Source organism: Hydrogenophaga soli, from assembly GCF_054777695.1.
The window spans coordinates 187,732-207,633 of record NZ_BAAHAK010000005.1 but is presented as its reverse complement, the minus strand read 5'-3'; the positions used below and the strand labels follow the sequence as shown (position 1 = coordinate 207,633).

At 64.2% G+C, this 19,902-nt stretch carries 12 protein-coding genes; 3 read left to right on the top strand and 9 right to left on the bottom strand.

What is annotated here, in order from left to right; genetic code table 11:
* Positions 1 to 51 precede the first annotated feature (51 nt).
* Both cphA and ACYVB7_RS11115 read right to left on the bottom strand, forming a co-directional pair.
* Positions 52 to 2,643 (bottom strand): cyanophycin synthetase, encoded by a 2,592-nt coding sequence (gene cphA / locus ACYVB7_RS11120; protein WP_460507444.1) that lies wholly within the window; start codon positions 2,641 to 2,643, stop codon positions 52 to 54.
* 58 nt (positions 2,644 to 2,701) lie between these two features.
* Positions 2,702 to 4,867 (bottom strand): cyanophycin synthetase, encoded by a 2,166-nt coding sequence (locus ACYVB7_RS11115; protein ID WP_460507442.1) that lies wholly within the window; start codon positions 4,865 to 4,867, stop codon positions 2,702 to 2,704.
* Between the two features lie 147 nt (positions 4,868 to 5,014).
* Between ACYVB7_RS11115 and ACYVB7_RS11110 the strand changes: the two genes are divergently transcribed.
* Together ACYVB7_RS11110 and ACYVB7_RS11105 are read left to right on the top strand one after the other, a co-directional pair.
* Complete coding sequence (locus ACYVB7_RS11110) at positions 5,015 to 7,264, top strand: ABC transporter ATP-binding protein (protein WP_460507440.1); 2,250 nt, start codon at positions 5,015 to 5,017, stop codon at positions 7,262 to 7,264.
* The gene (locus ACYVB7_RS11105; protein ID WP_460507438.1) at positions 7,261 to 7,722 is read left to right on the top strand and encodes a DUF1854 domain-containing protein; all 462 of its coding nucleotides are present in this window, start codon (positions 7,261 to 7,263) and stop codon (positions 7,720 to 7,722) included. The genes ACYVB7_RS11110 and ACYVB7_RS11105 overlap by 4 nt, the downstream gene beginning before the upstream one ends.
* Before the next feature lie 76 nt (positions 7,723 to 7,798).
* Here the strand turns inward: ACYVB7_RS11105 and dnaJ are convergent, their stop codons facing one another.
* The 4 genes from dnaJ to ACYVB7_RS11085 all read right to left on the bottom strand — a co-directional run bounded on the left by dnaJ (position 7,799) and on the right by ACYVB7_RS11085 (position 12,165).
* The gene (gene dnaJ / locus ACYVB7_RS11100; RefSeq protein ID WP_460507436.1) at positions 7,799 to 8,932 is read right to left on the bottom strand and encodes a molecular chaperone DnaJ; all 1,134 of its coding nucleotides are present in this window, start codon (positions 8,930 to 8,932) and stop codon (positions 7,799 to 7,801) included.
* Between the two features lie 124 nt (positions 8,933 to 9,056).
* Positions 9,057 to 11,003, bottom strand: a complete 1,947-nt coding sequence (dnaK, locus tag ACYVB7_RS11095) for an Hsp70 family protein (RefSeq protein WP_460507434.1) — start codon at positions 11,001 to 11,003, stop codon at positions 9,057 to 9,059.
* 92 nt (positions 11,004 to 11,095) lie between these two features.
* On the bottom strand, positions 11,096 to 11,683 hold the full coding sequence (gene grpE, locus ACYVB7_RS11090) for a nucleotide exchange factor GrpE (protein WP_460507432.1): 588 nt from the start codon (positions 11,681 to 11,683) through the stop codon (positions 11,096 to 11,098).
* A gap of 161 nt (positions 11,684 to 11,844) precedes the next feature.
* On the bottom strand, positions 11,845 to 12,165 hold the full coding sequence (locus tag ACYVB7_RS11085; protein WP_460507430.1) for a winged helix-turn-helix transcriptional regulator: 321 nt from the start codon (positions 12,163 to 12,165) through the stop codon (positions 11,845 to 11,847).
* Positions 12,166 to 12,447: 282 nt separating this feature from the next.
* Here ACYVB7_RS11085 and ACYVB7_RS11080 point away from each other — a divergent pair, with 282 nt between their 5' ends.
* Positions 12,448 to 13,458: an aldo/keto reductase gene (locus ACYVB7_RS11080; protein ID WP_460507428.1), complete on the top strand. Its 1,011-nt coding sequence runs from the start codon at positions 12,448 to 12,450 to the stop codon at positions 13,456 to 13,458.
* 78 nt (positions 13,459 to 13,536) lie between these two features.
* Here ACYVB7_RS11080 and rpoD read toward each other — a convergent pair whose 3' ends face one another.
* From rpoD to ACYVB7_RS11065, 3 genes are all read right to left on the bottom strand, one after another.
* On the bottom strand, positions 13,537 to 15,918 hold the full coding sequence (gene rpoD / locus ACYVB7_RS11075) for an RNA polymerase sigma factor RpoD (protein WP_460507426.1): 2,382 nt from the start codon (positions 15,916 to 15,918) through the stop codon (positions 13,537 to 13,539).
* Positions 15,919 to 16,231: 313 nt separating this feature from the next.
* A complete protein-coding gene (gene dnaG / locus ACYVB7_RS11070; RefSeq protein WP_460507424.1) occupies positions 16,232 to 18,202 on the bottom strand; it encodes a DNA primase in 1,971 nt (656 codons plus the stop codon).
* 97 nt (positions 18,203 to 18,299) lie between these two features.
* On the bottom strand, positions 18,300 to 19,814 hold the full coding sequence (locus tag ACYVB7_RS11065) for a GGDEF domain-containing protein (protein WP_460507422.1): 1,515 nt from the start codon (positions 19,812 to 19,814) through the stop codon (positions 18,300 to 18,302).
* Positions 19,815 to 19,902 lie beyond the last annotated feature (88 nt).

The window sequence follows — 19,902 nt, the reverse complement described above, 5'->3', positions numbered from 1 at the left end:
AACCCGGTTTGTCCCCTCTGGAGGGCCGACCGCCGAGTTTGGGGCGTGCCATCAGCCTTGAGCGCAGCGCTGCGCAATGTGGGCCAGCGCTTCTTCCACCTGGTCGATGAGGATCAGGCACAGGTCACCGGGCTGCAGGCGGGCCAGGGCGGTGTCGATGGCCACAAACTCACCCTGGATTTCCTGCACATGCCGGGTGCGGCTGGCGCCTTCCAGTCCCTTGCGCAACAGGGCCAGCACCTCGCCGTCGGCGCGGCCACGCTGGCAGGCGTCTTCGTACAGGATCACGTCGTCGAACACCCGGCCCAGGATGATGGTTTGCTGGGTGATGTCTTCGTCACGCCGGTCACCGGCACCACTGATGACCACGCTGCGGCGCTGGGCCGTCATGCCTTCCACCGCGGCAGACAGTGCGGCAATGGCGTCGGGGTTGTGGCCGTAGTCGGCGATGACGGTGGCGCCTTTGTAGTCGAACAGGTTGAAGCGGCCGGGCGCACTGCTGGCGTCGCTGACAAAACTGCCCAGGGCCTTGGCAATGGCTTCCCACGGCGTGCCCAGGGCCCAAGCGGCGCCCACGCAGGCGAGCACGTTTTCCACCTGGAAACCGATGGAGCCTGCGGCGGTGAGCGGCACGTCTTTCAGCGGCAGGCGCACCTTGAAGTTGCCTTCCTGCGCCACGATGTGCCCGTCTTCCTCGTACACCGCCCGCTTGCCGTGGGCAATGTGGGTGGCCATCACCGGCAGGTGGCGGTCCCGGGCGAAGTACAGCACCGAGCCGGGGCACATGTCGGCCATGCGCACCACGGCCGCGTCGGCGGCGTTGAGCACGGCGGTGCCGGTTTCGGCCACGTTGAGGACGATGACGCGCTTGAGCACCGTCAGGTCTTCCACCGTGGTGATGTAGTTCAGGCCCAGGTGGTCGCCTTCACCGATGTTGGTCACCACGGCCACCTGGCAGCGGTCAAACGCCAGGCCTTCGCGCAGCATGCCGCCCCGGGCGGTTTCCAGCACGGCGGCATCCACGTCCGGGTGCATCAGCACGCTGCGGGCGCTGCGGGGGCCGCTGCAATCACCGCTGTCGATCTGGCGGCCATTGATGTGCACGCCATTGGTGTCGGTGAAGCCGACCCGCTGCCCTGCGGTTTTCAGGATGTGGGCCGTCAGGCGCACGGTGGTGGTCTTGCCGTTGGTGCCGGTGACGGCCACCACGGGAATGCGCCCATCGTTGGCCGGGGTCTGGCCCGAGGGGAACATCTGCTCGATGACGGCTTCTCCCACCTGTCGGCCTTTGCCGAACGAGGGGTTGGTGTGCATGCGCAAACCCGGGGCGGCGTTCACTTCAACGATGCCGCCGCGCTGCTCTTCCAGCGGGCGCATGACGGTTTCACACACCACGTCCACGCCGCAGATGTCCAGGCCGATCATTTGGGCCGCCGCAATGCAGCGGGCGGCCACGGCGGGATGCACGTCGTCGGTCACGTCGGTGGCGCTGCCGCCGGTGGACAGGTTGGCGTTGTTGCGCAGGATGACGCGGCGGCCCCGCTCGGGCACCGAGTCGATCGTGAGGTTCTGCTCGGCCAGGCGGGCCTTGGCAATGTCGTCCAGGCGGATGCGGGTCAACGGCGTGGCGTGGCCGGTGCCACGGCGGGGGTCCAGGTTGACCTGGGCCACCAGCTGGGTGACGGTGCGGGTGCCATCACCCACCACCAGCGGGGGTTCACGGCGGGCGGCGGCCACCAGTTTGTCGCCCACGATCAGGATGCGGTAGTCGCTGCCCACCAGGTAGCGTTCCACCAGCACGTCGTCACGGAACTTACGGGCATTGTCAAAACCCGCCATCACCGCTTCCCGGGTGCTGACGTTGACGGTCACACCCTTGCCCTGGTTGCCGTCCTGGGGCTTGACCACCACGGCCACGTTGGGGGCACCGATTTCCTGGGCGGCGGCCCAGGCATCTTCGGCGCTGGTCACGGGGCGGCCTTCGGGCACGGGCACGCCTGCGGCGAGCAGCATGGCCTTGGTCAGTTCCTTGTCCTGGGCAATGCTCTCGGCAATGGCCCCGGTGGTGTCCATTTCGGCGGCCTGGATGCGGCGTTGCTTGGCCCCCCAGCCAAATTGGACCAGGCTGCCTTCGGTCAGGCGGCGGAAGGGGATGCCGCGGTTCTTGGCAGCTTCGACAATGCACCCTGTGGACGGGCCCAGGCGAATGTCCTCGTCCAGTTCGGCCAGTTCGGCAATGTGCGGGGCCACATCAAACGGCGTGCCGTTCCACGCGGCTTCCACCAGTTGCTGGCCGATTTCCAGCGCTTTCTTGCCCACGGCTTCTTCGCTGTACTGCACCACCACCTGGTACACACCCTCTTCGGTGGTGGGGGTGGTGCGGCAGAACGACACTGGGCAACCGGCCTGGATTTGGAGCGACAGCGTGGTCTGCGACAACACATGCGCCAGCGACATGGGCTTGTTCAGCGGGTAGGGCCGAAAGGCCCCTACGGCGGGGAACAGCTCACGCACACGTGCCTCGATCTCGGGGCGGACGTTGAGGTTGCTTTCCTCTGGCGTGCAGTGCACGACGGTTTCGACGCAGGTGGTGCGGCTCCAGAGGTTGGGCCCGCGCAGGGCCCGGATGCGGGTGACTTTCATGTCGAACAGGTGTACCTGAGGCTGAAAACGTGGGTGAAAAGCAGTGGGCCGCGGGGGCTCAGGCTGCGGCCAGCGCCTGGTTGGCTTCGATGCCGGCGCGGATGACCGTGACCGGGACGTCCAGCGCCCAGGCGGCGGCCACTGTGGCAAGCAGCACATGGGTGCGTTCATCCGCAGGTTGGCACGCGGGTTGGCGTTGCTCGAACAACGGTTTGGCCTGGGAACCTGTCACCAGTTGCAGCTGGCCGTCCAGGCACAACACCGCACGGCCGCCTTCGGCGCGGTGGTCGGCAATGACGGGCAGGTCGGCATCGGCGGCGTAAAAAATCACTTCGCCGTCGCACAGGTCGGCCAGTTCGGCGGCAGCGGGGTCGTGTGCGTTGATGACGGCCACGCCCTGAGACAGCACCACATCCACCTGGGTGCGAACGATGCTGAACATCTGTTCGTCATCGTTCACGTAAAACGCTTCCAGACCCTGGGCCTTGGGCACGCCGGTCACCACACCCACCTGGCAGCGGTCATAGACCAGGCCGGTGGCCAGGATGTCACGGGGGGTGTTTTCAAACACGGCGGCCTGAATCTGGCGGTTGATCAGCAGCCGCTGCTGCTGTGCCCAGGTGTCAGAACCCATGCTCTGCACCTGGCGTCGGTCCATGAACAGGCCCTGGGCGCTGGCCAGACCGGTGTGCAGGCCGTGCAGGCTCAACAGCTCGGCCACCAGTTTGGCCACGGGGGCAACGGCGGCGGCGTCACCACACACACCCACCACGGGGATGCGGCCTTCGCCTTCGGGTCCAAACAGGTTGTCCACAATGGCTTTGCCAACGGGGCGTGGCGTGCCGGTTTCGGGCTTGATGTGCATCAGCAGACCCGGGCCAGCGTTGACCTCGACAATGGCGCCGCGCTGCGGGGCCAGGGGCTTGCCGATGTCGGTCACCACCAGGTCCACCCCGGCAATGTCCAGCCCCACCACGCGGGCGGCGGTGGCGGCAATGTCGGCGATGTCAGGGTGCACCAGATCGGTCACGTCGTCCGTGAGGTTGCCGTGGCGCTGGATGCGCACGCGCTGACCGTTGGCGGGCACGCTGTCGGGCGTGAGGCCCTGGCGTTGCAGTTCCACCAGCATGTGCTGCTCTTTGGACAGCACGATGAGCTCCAGCGGAAATTCCTCTTCTTCGCCCCGGCGGGGGTCGGTGTTGAGCTGCTGGTCCACCAGCTGCTGCATGTTGTGCACGCCGTCGCCCACCACTTCGGTGGTCTGGCCGCGAATGGCGGCCACCATGCGACCGCCCACCACCAGCAGGCGGTGTTCGTCACCGGGTACGCAGCGTTCAACGATGACACCGCTGCCTTCGCGTTCGGCGGCCACATAGGCGGCCTTGACGTCGGCTTCGGTCATCAGGTCGAGGGTGACGCCGCGGCCATGGTTGCCGTCCACGGGTTTGACGGCCACGGGCAGGCCGATGTCTTGCGCGGCTTCCCAGGCTTCGTCGGCACTCTCCACAGCCTGGCCTTCCGGCACGGGGATGCCGCAGGTGGACAGCAGGGTTTTGGTCAGGTCCTTGTCGCTGCAAATGCTCTCGGCAATGGCGCCGGTGCGGTCGGTTTCCGCCGTCCAGATGCGGCGCTGTTCCTTGCCGTAGCCCAGTTGAACCAGGTTGCCGTCGTTCAGGCGGATGTGGGGGATGCCCCGGGCGGTGGCCGCATCCACAATGTGGGCGGTGCTGGGGCCCAGGCATCGGCGGTCCACCATGTCGCGCAGGCGGGCGATGGTGCCGGGCACGTCGAACGGTGTGTCGTCAATGGCGGCCATCACCAGGTCGCGGGCGGCTTGCAAGGCGGCGCGGCCCACGGACTCTTCGCGGGTTCGGATCACCACCTTGTACACGCCGCGTTGGCTGGTGGAGCGGGCCTTGCCAAAGCCCGTCTGCATGCCCGCCAGGTTTTGCAGTTCCAGCGCCACGTGTTCCATGATGTGGCCGGGCCAGGTGCCTTCACGCAACCGCTGCAGGAAGCCACCACGCACGCCGGGGCTGCAATGGTGTTCTTCCAGTGAAGGCAGCCAGGCGGTCAGCCGTTCGTAAAAGCCGGGGAGGGTGTTGGACGGACAGTCTTCCAGGTCGCCGATGTCGATCAGCGCTTCCAGGGTGGGGCGGTAGGTCCAGATGTTGGGGCCACGCAGGTGGGTGATCCCGAGAATGCGAATGTCCTTGTGACTCATGCGTCCGTGGGTGTGATAGCCAATGACCTGCATTGTGCGATGACCGACACGGCCACCGCCTGACAACACCACATTTTTTTACAAACCGCTGCATGTGTCTCGGTGTGCGGGCGGGATGCGGCTTGTCCATCCTGGACAATCCGGGGCATGCAATCCCGTTCTCTCTCTTCCTGGCTCGACCAGGTTCCCGGTGCGTCGGCACTGTCTCCCACTTGGCTGCAACCGCTCCATGCCTTGCTGGCCCCCGAAGAGCTTGTTCGTGCGGTGCTGGTCACCGATCTTGACCACGACCTGTGTTCCTCCCCCTCGGTGGTGCTGTTGACCGACCGCCGCATCGTGACCGCCACGCCATCGGTCCATCCCCAAGGGTGGTCGTCTGTCGAGGTCTTGCTGGCCTCGGACCAATCCATGCAGCTGCACGACCATGCCGGTGTGGGCATGCTGGAGTTGTTCCAGGGCGAGCGCCGGTTGGCGGTCTGGCGTTTCACGCTGGGGGCCAACTTGCAGGCACAGAAGCTGGTCAAGCTGTTTCACACCCAGCATGCCGATGCAGCCCCTGCCGACGACGAGGACGACACCCCCAGCTTTGCCGCCGAGGTGGAGCAACCCCCGTCCACCTGGACGCTGTTGCGCCTGTGGCGCTTTGCACGGCCTTACCAGTGGCAGCTGCTGGCGGGCTTTTTGTTGATGCTGGCCTCCACAGCGGCCACCCTGGTGCCGCCTTACCTGACCATGCCGCTGATGGACGAGGTGTTGATTCCCTTCCAAAACGGCAAAACCATCGACCAGGGGCATGTGGCCCTGTACCTGGCCGGGCTGCTGGGGGCGGCGCTGCTGGCCTGGAGCCTGGGGTGGGCCAAGACCTACATCCTGGCGCTGGTGTCCGAGCGCATCGGCAAGGACCTGCGCACCACCACCTACGAACACCTGCTGGGCCTGTCGCTGGAGTACTTTGGCGGGCGCCGCACGGGCGACCTGATGGCCCGCATCGGCAGCGAAACCGACCGCATCAACGTGTTCTTGTCGCTGCACCTGCTGGACTTTGCGACCGACGTGCTGATGATCGTGATGACCTCGGCCATCCTGTTTTCCATCAACCCCTGGCTGGCTCTGGTGACGCTGGTGCCGCTGCCTTTCATTGCCTGGCTGATCCACCTGGTGCGTGACCGTTTGCGCACCGGTTTTGAAAAGATCGACCGCGTGTGGGCTGAGGTGACCAACGTGCTGGCCGACACCATCCCCGGCATCCGTGTGGTCAAGGCGTTTGCACAGGAAGAACGTGAGGCCAACCGTTTCAAGGACGCCAACCGCTACAACCTGCAGGTCAACGACAAGCTCAACCGCACCTGGAGCCTGTTCTCCCCCACCGTCACCCTCATGACCGAGATCGGTCTGCTGGTGGTGTGGGGCTTTGGCATCTGGCAGGTGTCGCAAAACGCCATCACTGTGGGTGTGTTGACGGCCTTCTTGGCCTACATCGGGCGCTTTTACACCCGGCTGGATTCCATGAGCCGCATCGTGTCGGTGACGCAGAAAGCCGCGGCTGGGGCCAAGCGGATTTTTGACATCCTGGACCATGTGTCCAGCGTGCCCGAGCCCGCCAACCCCGTGCCCATGCCCGAGGTCACCGGGCGCATCACCCTGGAGAACGCGCAGTTCCGCTACGGCAACCGCGCCGTCATCAAGGACCTGAACCTCACCATCGAGCCGGGCGAATTCATCGGCCTGGTGGGCCACAGCGGTTCGGGCAAGAGCACGCTGGTCAACCTGATCTGCCGCTTTTACGACCTGAGTGGTGGGGCCATCAAGATCGACGGCACCGACATCCGCGCCGTGAAGGTGGCCGATTACCGCCGCCACATCGGGCTGGTGCTGCAGGAACCCTTCCTGTTCTTCGGCACCATTGCCGACAACATCGCCTACGGCAAGCCGAACGCCACGCGGGCCGAAATTGTCGCCGCGGCCCGGGCGGCCCACGCGCACGAGTTCATCCTGCGCCTGCCGCAGGGCTACGACTCGCTGGTGGGCGAGCGGGGCCAGGGCCTGTCGGGCGGCGAGCGTCAGCGCATTTCCATTGCGCGGGCCTTGCTGATCGACCCCAAGATCCTCATTCTGGACGAAGCCACCTCGTCGGTGGACACCCAGACCGAGAAGGAAATCCAGAAAGCCCTGGACAACCTGGTGCGCGGTCGCACCACCCTTGCGGTGGCGCACCGCCTGTCCACCCTGCGCAAGGCCAACCGCCTGGTGGTGATGGACAAGGGCCGCATGGTGGAGGAGGGCAGCCACGACGACCTGATGGCCCGTGGTGGGGCCTACCACCGCCTGTACGAGGCGCAGGCGCGCCAGGCCAAGGCCGACCAAGACGTGTTGAACGAGGGGGGGGACAACGCATGACATTCCAACTGTTCTGGAACGAAGCCGGTCGGCTGGTGCTGACCGACGTGCAAGGCGTGAACCATGTGGGCGTGATCCCGGTGCGGGCCTTTCCGGTGTCTGCCGCCGAAGAGGGGCTGTCGCTGGTTGATGTGGATGGGCACGAGTTGGCCTGGATCGACCGCTTGAGCGACCTGCCCACCGAGCAGCAAGAGGCCGTGCAGCGTGGCCTGCGTGAGCGCGAGTTCATGCCGGAAATCCAGCGCCTGCACGGCGTCTCCAGTTTCGCCACCCCCAGCACCTGGCGGGTGGACACCGACCGCGGCCCGTTCGAGCTGGTGCTCAAGGGCGAAGAAGACATCCGCCGCCTCACGGGCAACACGCTGCTGGTGTCGGACAGCCACGGCGTGCAGTACCTCATCCGCGACCTGATGGCGCTGGACCGGCACAGCCGCAAGCTGCTGGATCGCTTCCTTTGAATTTGTAAGAAAAAAAGCCTCCCGCGCTTTCTGTGCGGGAGGCCTTTGCTATTGATTTCGAAGAATCGGGGTGGTGTCAGCTGAAGAAGGACTTGGCCTTGTCGAACCAGCTTTCTTCGTTGGGGCTGTGTTTGCCACCGCCTTTTTTGAACGATTCTTCCAGCTCCTTGAGCAGCTTGCGCTGGTGCTCGGTCAGCTTCACCGGCGTCTCGACCACGATGTGGCAGTACAGGTCGCCAGGGTAGCTGCTGCGCACGCCCTTGATGCCCTTGCCGCGCAGGCGGAAGGTCTTGCCGTGCTGCGTGCCCTCGGGGATGTCGATGGTGGCTTTGCCGCCCAGCGTGGGCACGTCGATCTCACCGCCCAGCGACGCCTTGGTGATGGAAATCGGCACCTGGCAGTGCAGGTCGTCGCCGTCGCGCTCGAAGATGTCGTGCTTGCGCAGCCGGATTTCGATGAACAGGTCGCCCGACGGGCCGCCGTTGTGTCCGGGCTCGCCATTGCCGGCGCTGCGGATGCGCATGCCGTCGTCGATGCCCGCGGGGATTTTGACTTCCAGCGTCTTGTGCTTCTTGATCTTGCCCTGGCCGTTGCAGCTGGTGCAGGGCTCGGGAATGATCTTGCCCGTGCCATGGCAGTGCGGGCAGGTCTGTTGCACGCTGAAGAAGCCCTGGCGCATCTGCACCGAACCCGAGCCATGGCAGGTGGGGCAGGTCTTGACGGATGTGCCGGGTTTGGCGCCGGTGCCCTTGCAGGTTTCGCAATCGTCCCAGGAGGGGATGCGAATTTGCGCTTCCTTGCCGTTGGCTGCTTCTTCCAGCGAGATTTCCATGGCGTACGACAGGTCGTTGCCACGGTAGACCTGACGGCCACCCCGTCCACCCCCGGCCCGCTGGCCAAAGATGTCGCCAAAAATGTCACCAAACGCCTCGCCAAAACCGGCAAAGCCTTCGGCCCCGGGGCCACCGCGCATGTTGGGGTCCACGCCCGCATGGCCGTACTGGTCGTAAGCGGCCCGCTTTTGCGCGTCGGACAGCATTTCGTAGGCCTCTTTGACCTCTTTGAACTTCTCTTCGGCGGCCTTGGCGGCGTCCCCCTGATTGCGGTCAGGGTGGTACTTCATCGCCAGTTTGCGATACGCCTTTTTGATCTCGTCTTCGCTGGCGCCTTTGGCAACGCCCAGCACTTCGTAAAAATCTCGTTTGGCCATCTGTGTTCACCGTGTTCCGTTGTCAACACAAACGCCGCGCCGGAGCACTTGGGGTGTCCCGGTCGCGGCGGAGGGTTGGGCAGCAGGATGGCTCTGGAGGGCACCCCAGGGCCACCCGCGGGCATCAGCCCTTCTTGACTTCTTTCACCTCGGCATCCACCACGTCGTCGTCGGCTTTGGACGAAGCGTTTGCGGACGCGCCCGCACCAGCGGCCCCGGCGGCGTCACCGGCAGCGGCCTGGGCAGCCTGCTGGTCGGCGTACATCTTCTCGCCCAGCTTCTGGCTGGCGGTCATCAGCGCGGTGTTGGCTTCGTCGATGGCGGCCTTGTCGTCACCCTTGCAGGCTTCTTCCACGGTCTTGATGGCGGCTTCGATGGCGTCCTTTTCGCCTGCGTCCAGCTTGTCGCCGTATTCGGTCAGGCTCTTCTTGACGCTGTTGGCCATGGCTTCGGCCTGATTGCGGGCCTGCACCAGCTCGACCTTCTTCTTGTCTTCGGCCGCGTTCAACTCAGCGTCCTTCACCATCTGCTGGATTTCAGCTTCGGTCAGGCCGGAGTTGGCCTTGATGGTGATCTTGTTTTCCTTGCCGGTGCCCTTGTCCTTGGCGCCCACGTGCAGGATGCCGTTGGCGTCGATGTCGAAGCTCACCTCAATCTGGGGGATGCCACGCGGTGCGGGCGGAATGCCTTCCAGGTTGAACTCGCCCAGCAACTTGTTGCCGACGGCCACTTCACGCTCGCCCTGGAACACCTTGATGGTCACGGCCGGCTGGTTGTCGTCGGCGGTGGAGAACACCTGGGCAAACTTGGTGGGGATGGTGGTGTTTTTGGCGATCATCTTGGTCATGACGCCGCCCATGGTCTCGATGCCCAGGGAGAGCGGGGTCACGTCCAGCAGCAGCACGTCCTTGCGGTCACCCGACAGCACCTGGCCCTGGATGGCGGCACCCACGGCCACGGCTTCATCGGGGTTGACGTCCTTGCGGGGGTCCTTGCCGAAGAATTCCTTCACCTTTTCCTGCACCTTTGGCATGCGGGTCATGCCGCCGACCAGGATCACGTCGTCGATGTCAGACACGCTCACGCCGGCATCCTTGATGGCGGTGCGGCAGGGGGCGATGGTGCGTTCGATCAGTTCGTCCACCAGGCTTTCCAGCTTGGCGCGCGTCATCTTGATGTTCAGGTGCTTGGGGCCGGTGGCGTCTGCCGTGATGTAGGGCAGGTTGATGTCGGTGGCGGCGGAGCTGGACAGCTCGATCTTGGCCTTCTCGGCGGCTTCCTTCAGGCGTTGCAGCGCCAGCACGTCCTTGGACAGGTCCACACCTTGTTCACGCTTGAACTCGGAAATGATGAAGTCGATGATGCGTTGGTCGAAGTCTTCGCCACCCAGGAAGGTGTCGCCGTTGGTGGAGAGCACTTCAAATTGTTTCTCGCCATCGACGTCGGCGATTTCGATGATGGACACGTCGAAGGTGCCACCGCCCAGGTCATACACCGCAATCTTGCGGTCGCCCTTTTCGCTCTTGTCCAGGCCAAAGGCCAGGGCCGCGGCGGTGGGCTCGTTGATGATGCGCTTGACTTCCAGGCCAGCGATGCGGCCAGCGTCCTTGGTGGCTTGGCGCTGGGCGTCGTTGAAGTAGGCGGGCACGGTGATGACGGCCTCGGTCACGGCCTCGCCCAGGTAGTCCTCGGCGGTTTTCTTCATCTTGCGCAGCACTTCGGCGCTGATTTGCGGGGGGGCCATCTTGTTGCCGCGCACTTCCACCCAGGCGTCACCGTTGTCGGCCTTGGTGATGGTGTAGGGCATCAGGTCGATGTCCTTCTGCACTTCTTTTTCGGTGAACTTGCGACCGATCAGGCGCTTGACCGCGTACAGCGTGTTGCGGGGGTTGGTCACGGCCTGACGTTTGGCCGACGCGCCCACCAGAATTTCGCCGTCTTCCTGGTACGCGATGATGGACGGCGTGGTACGGGCGCCTTCGCTGTTTTCGATCACGCGGGTGGTGTTGCCCTCCATGATGGCCACGCAGCTGTTGGTGGTGCCCAGGTCAATGCCGATGATTTTTCCCATGATGAACTCCTGAATTCTGTGAAAAGCTTGAATGTGTCTGAGGTGTGGCCCCTGGCCCCTATTTCAAGAGGGGTTTTTCGTGGGGCCTGCAATCATTTGGGGGCCGCCACCGTGACCAGGGCCGGACGCAGCACCCGCTCGGCGATCTGGTAGCCCTTTTGCAGCACCGCCACCACGGTGTTGGGCTCCTGGTCGGCGGGCACCATGCTGATGGCCTGGTGCTGGTGCGGGTCGAACTTCTGGCCAGCCTCGGGGGCGATGGGCATCACCTTGTGGCGCGCCAGCGCACTGTGCAACTGTTTGAGCGTGGCTTCGGCCCCTTCGCGGATCTGCTGGGCCGTGGCCTCCTGGATGGCCAGGCCGGCTTCCAGGCTGTCGGTCACGGGCAGCAGGCTTTCGGCGAAGCTCTCCACCGCGAACTTGCGGGCCTTGGCGATTTCATCGTCGGCACGGCGCCGGGCATTTTCGGCCTCGGCCTTGGCGCGCAGGTACTGGTCGGCCAGGTCGGCGTTTTGTGCCTTGAGGGTGGCGAGCTCCTGGGTGAAGGCTTGCAGGGCGTCGGCCTCGTTGGCAGCCGCAGCAGCCTCTTGTTCTTCGGGGGACATGGGGGCTGCGGTTTGGGCTTGTGGCTCGCCCGTGGGTTGCGTGGCGGCGAAGGCGGAATCCGATGCGTGGTTCATGAATCAGGCAGTGACAGTGAACAAAACTTCCGTGATGTGGGGTGGCGTTGCGGCTTTTCAAGGGCCATCAACCGCACAAATTTCACGCAAGGCTGAAAAAACAAAGCCGCCTTGACGGCGGCACAAACAACACAGGGGAGAGGGCCTGCGTGCCCAACGGGTCACTGAGGGGTTGCGCCAGTTTTGGCCTGTGCCGCCACCCACTTGTTGGAAAACGCCTGAAGGTCGTTGAGCCGCTTGAGCAGGTCCAGCCCCACCTTGGTCAGGCTGTAGCCGTTGCCGCCATGGTCGATCAGGCCTGCAGCGCGCAGTTCCTTGAGTCGGGTGTTGAGGGTGTTGGGGGTCACGCCGCCCACGCTGTCTTGCAGCAGGCGGAAGGTTTGTGGGTGTCCGTCCTTCAGTGCCCAGAGCACCCGCAGTGCGTAGCGAGACTCCAGCAAATCGAACAACTGGGAAACCGCGGACTTGGTTTTGGGACTCATGAAGGCGTCTCTCCTCAGAGGATCTGGCGTGTTGTGGCAGTGCGTGCAGCGTCAGGCGGGGACTCGGGGGCAGCGGCGCAAAGGGCCATTGTCTGGGAGTCAAAACCGCATCGGCTTGATCCGGGTCAAGCCCGGTCGAGGGGGTGCATGCAGTTTAGCCGAGACTATAAGTGAAAACAGACGTTGCTTCCACTTTGGTAGCTGAAAATGCATGGATGTCAGCGTGAACCCCCGGTTTGCCTTTGGTACATTGTGGTGCATTTTCCACGGTGTGTGCCTCAGATGACTTCGATTTCTTCCGACCGAACCATTGGCCCTTTTCGGGTTCGCCCCCTGGGTTTGGGCTGCATGGGCCTCAGCCACGGCTACGGCCCGGCGTGTGCGCCCGATCAGGCGCGCGCGGTCCTCACCGAGGCTTTGGAACGGGGGGTCAACTTCTTCGACACGGCGGCGCTGTACGGCAACGGTGCCAACGAAACCCTGTTGGGTGAGGTGTTGGGGCCGTTGCGGCAACAGTTTGTGCTGGCCACCAAATGTGGGATCAACCACCCGGCTTCCGGTCTGGAGCGCCGCATCGACGGACGCCCGGAAAGCATCCGCGCCAGTTGTGAGGCCAGCCTGCAGCGCTTGCAGACCGATGTGATCGACCTGTTTTACCTGCACCGCTGGGACAAGCAGGTGCCCATTGAAGACAGCGTCGGGGCCATGGCCGAGCTGGTTCAGGCTGGCAAGGTGAGGGCGTTGGGTCTGAGCGAGGTGTCTGCGGCCACCTTGCGCAAAGCGCATGCGGTGCACCCCATTGCCGCGGTGCAGTCCGAGTATTCGCTGTGGACACGCAACCCGGAAATCGCGGTGCTGGAGGCCTGCCGTGAGTTGGGGGTGGCCTTGGTGGCGTTCAGCCCCTTGGGGCGGGCTTACCTGACCACCAAGCTGTTGGACACCTCCCGCCTTCACCAGACCGACATGCGGCGCCAGATGCCCCGTTTTGACGTGCTGAACTACGCGGCCAACCTGCGGGTGTTGGACCGTTTCACCCCGCTGGTGGACGAGGCCGGTTGCACGCCTGCGCAGTTGGCTTTGGCGTGGTTGCTGCACAAGGCCCCGCACACCGTGGCCATTCCCGGCACCACCAATCTGGCGCATTTGCAAGAGAACCTGGCGGCCACCCAGGTGCCCATCGGTCCGGACCTGATGGCCCGGCTGGAGCGGGTGTTTCACCCGGAGCAGATTTGCGGCCCCCGCTACAACCCGCAGCAGACCCAGGAAGTGGATGCTGAGAATTTTGATAGCTGACAGTTCAAGCAGAAAAAGCGCTAGGCAGTAATTTCGTCATGAAAAAAGGGACCCGAAGGTCCCTTTTTGTTGGATGCATCACAGCGAGTCGATGAAGCTGCGCAGCTTGTCGCTGCGGCTGGGGTGCTTGAGCTTGCGCACCGCCTTGCTTTCGATCTGGCGGATGCGTTCGCGCGTCACGTCGAACTGCTTGCCCACCTCTTCCAGCGTGTGGTCGGTGGACATTTCAATGCCGAAGCGCATGCGCAGCACCTTGGCTTCGCGGGGGGTGAGGCTGTCCAGGATTTCCTTGACCACTTCGCGCAGACCGGCCTGCATCGCCGCCTCGATGGGCGCGGTGTTGGCCTGGTCTTCGATGAAGTCGCCCAGGTGCGAATCGTCGTCGTCGCCGATGGGGGTTTCCATCGAGATCGGCTCCTTCGCAATCTTCATGATCTTGCGGATCTTGTCCTCGGGGATGTCCATCTTCTCGGCCAGCACAGAGGCGTCGGGCTCGTAGCCGTGCTCTTGCAGGTGCTGGCGCGAGAGGCGGTTCATCTTGTTGATGGTCTCGATCATGTGCACCGGGATGCGGATGGTGCGCGCCTGGTCCGCAATGCTGCGGGTGATGGCCTGGCGGATCCACCAGGTGGCGTAGGTCGAGAACTTGTAACCCCGGCGGTATTCGAATTTGTCCACCGCCTTCATCAGGCCGATGTTGCCTTCCTGGATCAGGTCCAGGAACTGCAGGCCACGGTTGGTGTACTTCTTGGCGATGGAGATGACCAAGCGCAGGTTGGCCTCGATCATTTCCTTCTTGGCATCGCGGCTGTTGCGCTCGCCTTCGTTCATGCGCTTGTTGATGTCCTTCAACTGGTCCAGCGGCACCACCACCAGCTTTTGCAGGTCGATCAGCTTTTGCTGCAGGTCCTGGATGGGGGGGATGTTGCGCTGCATGACCGCGCTCCAGGGCTTGCCGGCCGCGGCTTGCGTTTCCACCCACTTCAGGTTGATGAGGTTGGGCGGGAAGTCGGCCACGAACCGGTCCTGGGGCATGCCGCACTTGTCCACGATGATGCGGCGCAGCTCACGTTCCTTTTTGCGCACATCGTCCACCTGGCCGCGCAGCTGGTCGCACAGCTTCTCGATGGTCTTGGCGGTGAAGCGGATGCTCATCAGCATGGCGGTCAGCGCCTGCTGCTCCTTGAGGTAGGCTGGGCCGCCGTAGCCGTCCTTGTCGTAGATTTTTTGCAGCTTGTCGTGGTGGGTGCGGATGGTGTCGAAGCGCGACAAGGCCTCGCGCTTGAGTTCTTCCAGCTTCTTGGTCAGGGCCTTGGAGCCGCCCTTGCCGTCGTCGTCGTCGGCTTCGTCGTATTCGTCGAAGTCTTCTTCGGCCACGTAGTCGTCGTTTTCGTTGGCGTCGGCAAAGCCGTCCACCACGGTGGAGATGACCACCTTGCCTTCACGAATCTCTTCAGACATGGCCAGCACGCTGGCGATGGTGGCGGGCGACTCGGAGATGGCCGCCATCATGTCGTTCAGGCCGCCTTCGATGCGTTTGGCGATTTCGATTTCGCCTTCGCGGGTCAGCAGCTCCACGGTGCCCATTTCGCGCATGTACATGCGCACGGGGTCGGTGGTGCGGCCGAATTCGCTGTCCACGGTAGACAGGGCGGCTTCGGCGGCTTCTTCGGCCTCTTCTTCGCTGGAGCCGGTGGGGGCGCTGTCGGTGATGATCAGCGCCTCGGCGTCCGGGGTCTGCTCGTACACGGCCACGCCCATGTCGTTGAGCATGGCAATGACCACTTCCAGCGTCTCGGCGTCGATCAGCTTGTCGGGCAGGTGGTCGTTGATTTCACTGTGGGTCAGGTAGCCGCGCGTCTTGCCCAGCTTGATCAGGGTCTTGAGGCGTTGGCGGCGCTGGGCCACTTCTTCTTCGGACAGGACGGTTTCGTCCAGACCGAATTCCTTCATCAGCGCGCGCTCCTTGGCCTTGCTGATCTTCATGCGCAGCGGCTTGACCTTTTCGGTGGTGGCTGCGGCCACTTCTTCAACGACTTCGGGTTCACCTTCGAGGTCTTCTTCCAGGTCGGACAGGTCGGTGTCGTCCAGGTCCTCATCCTTGCCTTTTGCCTTGGCCTTGGCGCCACGTTTGGCACCTGCGGCAGGTTTGGTCGCCGCCTTGGCGGGACGCCCGGCCTTTTTCTTCTCGGCGGGGGTTGCTTCGTCAGCCGCCACGTCGGTGGTGGCCACCACGACGGCCTTGCGGGCCGGTTTGGCGGCGGCACCGTCGTCTTTGGCCGCGCCCACACGCCGCACCTTGCCTGCCTTGACTTCGGGGGTGACCACTGGCGCGGGTTCAGCGACCACGGGGGTTGGCTCGTCCACCACCGGGGCTGCTGCCGCAAGTTTGGACTTCAGCGATTTCTTGACCACGATGGCAGGCGCGGCTGCGGGGGTGCTGGGCTTCTTGGCCGTCATGAATACCTCTTGGGTGTGTGTCTGATTCGTCACCGGCGCGAACACAACCCCAACGCCCCGTTGTTGCGAGGGCACCGTGACATGCCTGCAACCAAACGCGTTGGGAAATGCAAAAAGCGACCTGCCAGACCGGACAGCAGGTCGCCTCGCAGGCTGTGGGGCGAACATTTGGGGTGCAGTCCTTGCGGAAATTGGCCGTGGAACAGGGTCCAGAAATCCATTGCGGAAGTGGGCCGGGCCGGAGGTGCTGCTGTCGCGCCTGCGAAATCAACCGGAAATTATAAGCGGTATGGCACCGCTCGGTGCCAAGGGCTCAGGTGGGCGGCTTGGCTTGCAGGGCTTGCAGCAGGGTCTTGCGCCGTTCCTGCCACAGGCGCAGCTGCTTCAGGGCTTCGGGGTTGTGGGCCGCTTCGGTCACCGCCTGGTTTTCCAGGGCGCTGAGGCGATCCACCTGCATGCGCGTGAGCACGTCGCGCAGCTCGCGCAGGGCATCGCCGGTGGCCTCGGTGTTGTCCTCGCGGTGCAAGGCCAGGGCCTGGTCCATCAGGGTGTTGGCCAGCGCGGCGAACGGTTGGCTGGCCAGCGCCTGCTGTTGCACCGCCCAGGGCACGGTGCCGTGTTCGTTCCACTGGCACTCTAGCCAGCCCAGCAAGGCACCCACGGGGGAGTCCAGCTCGGCCAGCAACTCGTGGTCTTCTGCGGTGAGTTGGCTCCAGGCATCGGGGTGAGACAGCAGGATGCGTGCCACCAGTTCCGCGCGTGCGGCCATGGCCGGGCGGATGACGGGGGGGCGCCATGGCGGGCGCTCGCCATCGGTGCCGAACGCTTTGCGGCGGCGAAACCCGGAACCCTCTTGTCCTTTGTTGAAAAAACGACCCTCGCGCTTTTCCTGATTGGGCCTGTTGCTATGTTTTTGGAACTCTTCGGGCGGGGTGCGCTGCGGTGCGCCCTGCCAAAGGTCCATCAGGTCGGTGGGGGTCAGCTGGATGCGCTGGGCCAGTTCCGACAGCAACTGGCGCCTCAAGGCCCCGTCGGGCAGGGCCTGCCACAGCGGGCGGGCGTTGCTGGCGAAATGGGCGCGTCCCTCCGGGGCGGCCAAGTCCAGGCCGTCGGCCGCGGTTTGCAGCAGAAACTGGCTCAGGGGCATGGCTTCGCGTACGCGCTGGGCAAAGGCGTCGGCGCCCAGGTCGCGGATGTAGCTGTCCGGGTCGTGCTCGGTGGGCAGGAACAGGAAGCGGATGCTGCGTGTGTCCTGCGCATGGGGCAGGGCGGCCACCATGGCCTTCACGGCGGCCCGACGCCCGGCGGCATCGCCATCAAAACTGAACACCACCGACTCCGTGAACCGGAACAGCTTGTGCACATGGTCGGCGGTGCAGGCGGTGCCCAGCGTGGCCACGGCGTTGCCAAAGCCATGCTGCGCCAGGGCCACCACATCCATGTAGCCCTCGGTCACCAAGGCATAACCCTGGGTGCGGATGGGGGTGCGCGCCTCGAACAGACCATACAGCTCGTGTCCTTTGCTGAACACGGGGGTTTCAGGGCTGTTGAGGTATTTGGGTTCCCCTTTGTCCAGCACACGCCCGCCAAAGCCGATGGTCTCGCCCTTGACGTTGCGGATGGGGAACATGATGCGGTCGCGGAAACGGTCGTACCGGCGTTGTCCACGGTCGTTGTCGCCCGCTGCGTGCGTGGCGGCGGCACCGTCGGCCTCGTCCTTGGCAATGACCAGGCCCGATTCCACCAGCCGGTCGTCGCTGTAGTCGGGCAGCAGGCTGGCCAGGGCGCGCCAGCCTTCGGGGGCATAACCCAGGCCGAACTGTTTGGCCACCTCGCCGGACAGGCCCCGTCCTTTCAGGTAGGCCACGGCACGGGGCGACACCTTGAGCTGGCGCTGATAGGCCTTGGCCGCCAGCGCCAGCAGGTCGGTCAGGCTGGTCTGGCGTTCGCGGGCCAGCCGTTGTTGCTCACGGTCCTGCGGGGCCACGTCGTCGTCGGGCACTTGCAGGCCACACTGCTGGGCCAGTTCCTTCACCGCCTCGACAAAGCCCATGCCCGCGTGTTCCATCAGGAAGGAAATGGCGTTGCCGTTGGCCCCGCACCCGAAGCAGTGGTAGAACTGCTTGGCCGGGCTGACGCTGAAGGAGGGCGACTTTTCCCCGTGGAACGGGCACAGCCCCATGTAGTTGGCCCCGCCCTTCTTGAGCTGCACGTAGCGACCCACGACCTCCACCACGTCGGTGCGGGCCAGCAGGTCCTGCAGGAAGGATTGGGGGATGCTCATGGCGGGGAGTTGGGGCGAGGCAGCCCGGGCACTGGTCCGACCTGAGGCGATTCAGGTGCTTGCCGCCAGGCGGCGCGGCTGCGATGCGGGGACTGTATCAGCCCGCCGCAAACACCCGGTTCTTGCCCGCCCGCTTGGCCAGGTACATGGCGTGGTCGGCCCGTTTGATGGCATCTTCGGCCGATTCTTCCGCGCCCAGTTGCGCCACACCTGCACTGAAGGTGATCAGCACATGCTGGTTGTTTTGCAGGAACAGGTGTTTGGTCAGCTCCCGCTGCAAGCGCTGGACGGTTTCCACCCCGTGCTGGAGGACGGTGTCGGGCAGCAGCACGATGAACTCTTCGCCACCATAGCGGGCCAAGGTGTCTTGGGGGCGGATGCTGGCACGTGCCACCGACACCAGGTGGGACAGCGCCGCGTCCCCCGACTCGTGCCCCAACTGGTCGTTGAGCTGCTTGAAGTTGTCGATGTCCAGCATGGCCAGACACAGGTTTGAGCCCCGTTTGCGGGCCCCCAGCACCTCGCGGGCAAAGGCTTCGTCCAGCCCACGGCGGTTCAGGGCGCCGGTCAGCGGGTCCAGGCGGGCCTGCACACTGGCTTTGTCCAGTTCGGACTGGAGCTTGATGATTTCTTCCTCGGCCCGCATGGCACGGTCACGGATGGACTTGAGTTCGTCCCCCACCTGACGGGCGCTTTCTTCCATGCTGCGGGTGGCGCTCAGCACCGACTGAAGCGCAGGACCAATTTCCTCAAAGGCTTCGGCCTTTTCAATGACCTTCGCAAAGTGATCGACTTCGTTGCGGAACTGGCCCGTGGTGTCGGTCATCTGGGACAGACGCTCAATGAACGTCGCCAGCATCATCTTGATCTGGGCTTGTGCCTCCAGCGACCGTTGTTTGGCTTCGGTCTGCTTGACGATCACGTCCTGCAGCTTGCGTTTGACGTCGTCCAGCCGCTTGAGGTTGAGCGGAGGGCGCGTGGCCTCCATCAGCGCGTCCACCTGACCCACCAGCCAGCGGTCCTCGATGCCCAAGGCTGAAATGTTCTCGAACACCAGGTTGAGCAGGTGCAGCAAGGTCAAACGGACGGCGCCTTGCTCCTCGCCGACAAACGACACGCGCAGGTTGAAGTTGGATAGCACCGTTTTGACCTGGACCGTGTCGGCCGACGCATTGCGCAGCACCTGCAACAGGTCTTTGATCTGGCCGTTGAAGCGCTCGTCCTCGCTGCCCAGGGCTGGACTCACGTGCTCGACCAGCCGCGCGATTTGTTCTCGCAACTCCATGCTGACTTTGCTGTCCCCATTGCCCACCTCTGCCCCCAGGTGCTCCACCTTGGTGACGTAGTCCAGCAGGCTGTTGCGCATGGCCGCCCAGTTGTGCTGGGAGATGGCGTCTTCCACAGAGGCCACCGCCTTGGCCAAGGTCGTGTCGTGGGCCGGCAGTGCCAGCACCACCTTGCGCAGGGCGTCCTCAGGGAAATGCGGGGTCCCCGGTGTGCCCTGGATTTCAAGGTACACCGATTCATAGTTGTCCGGGGTGGGCAACAGCCTGCGCTCAGCCAACAGCTTGAACGCTTCCTTTGCGATTTCGGCAGGCTTTTTGGGGGTCATGGGACGGGGGGTAGCACTCTGCGGTGCCCAACGCATTAAACACCCCCGACATTGTGAACGCAATTCATGAAGAAATTTTCACTCTTCC

Excerpts from the sequence above, each read along its gene's own strand:
- dnaK (WP_460507434.1), bottom strand. The coding sequence starts at position 11,003 with ATGGGAAAAATCATCGGCATTGACCTGGGCACCACCAACAGCTGCGTG.
- ACYVB7_RS11085 (WP_460507430.1), bottom strand. The coding sequence starts at position 12,165 with ATGAGTCCCAAAACCAAGTCCGCGGTTTCCCAGTTGTTCGATTTGCTG.
- ACYVB7_RS11115 (WP_460507442.1), bottom strand. The coding sequence starts at position 4,867 with ATGAGTCACAAGGACATTCGCATTCTCGGGATCACCCACCTGCGTGGC.
- dnaJ (WP_460507436.1), bottom strand. The coding sequence starts at position 8,932 with ATGGCCAAACGAGATTTTTACGAAGTGCTGGGCGTTGCCAAAGGCGCC.
- ACYVB7_RS11110 (WP_460507440.1), top strand. The coding sequence starts at position 5,015 with ATGCAATCCCGTTCTCTCTCTTCCTGGCTCGACCAGGTTCCCGGTGCG.
- ACYVB7_RS11105 (WP_460507438.1), top strand. The coding sequence starts at position 7,261 with ATGACATTCCAACTGTTCTGGAACGAAGCCGGTCGGCTGGTGCTGACC.
- ACYVB7_RS11080 (WP_460507428.1), top strand. The coding sequence starts at position 12,448 with ATGACTTCGATTTCTTCCGACCGAACCATTGGCCCTTTTCGGGTTCGC.
- cphA (WP_460507444.1), bottom strand. The coding sequence starts at position 2,643 with ATGAAAGTCACCCGCATCCGGGCCCTGCGCGGGCCCAACCTCTGGAGC.
- grpE (WP_460507432.1), bottom strand. The coding sequence starts at position 11,683 with ATGAACCACGCATCGGATTCCGCCTTCGCCGCCACGCAACCCACGGGC.
- ACYVB7_RS11065 (WP_460507422.1), bottom strand. The coding sequence starts at position 19,814 with ATGACCCCCAAAAAGCCTGCCGAAATCGCAAAGGAAGCGTTCAAGCTG.
- rpoD (WP_460507426.1), bottom strand. The coding sequence starts at position 15,918 with ATGACGGCCAAGAAGCCCAGCACCCCCGCAGCCGCGCCTGCCATCGTG.
- dnaG (WP_460507424.1), bottom strand. The coding sequence starts at position 18,202 with ATGAGCATCCCCCAATCCTTCCTGCAGGACCTGCTGGCCCGCACCGAC.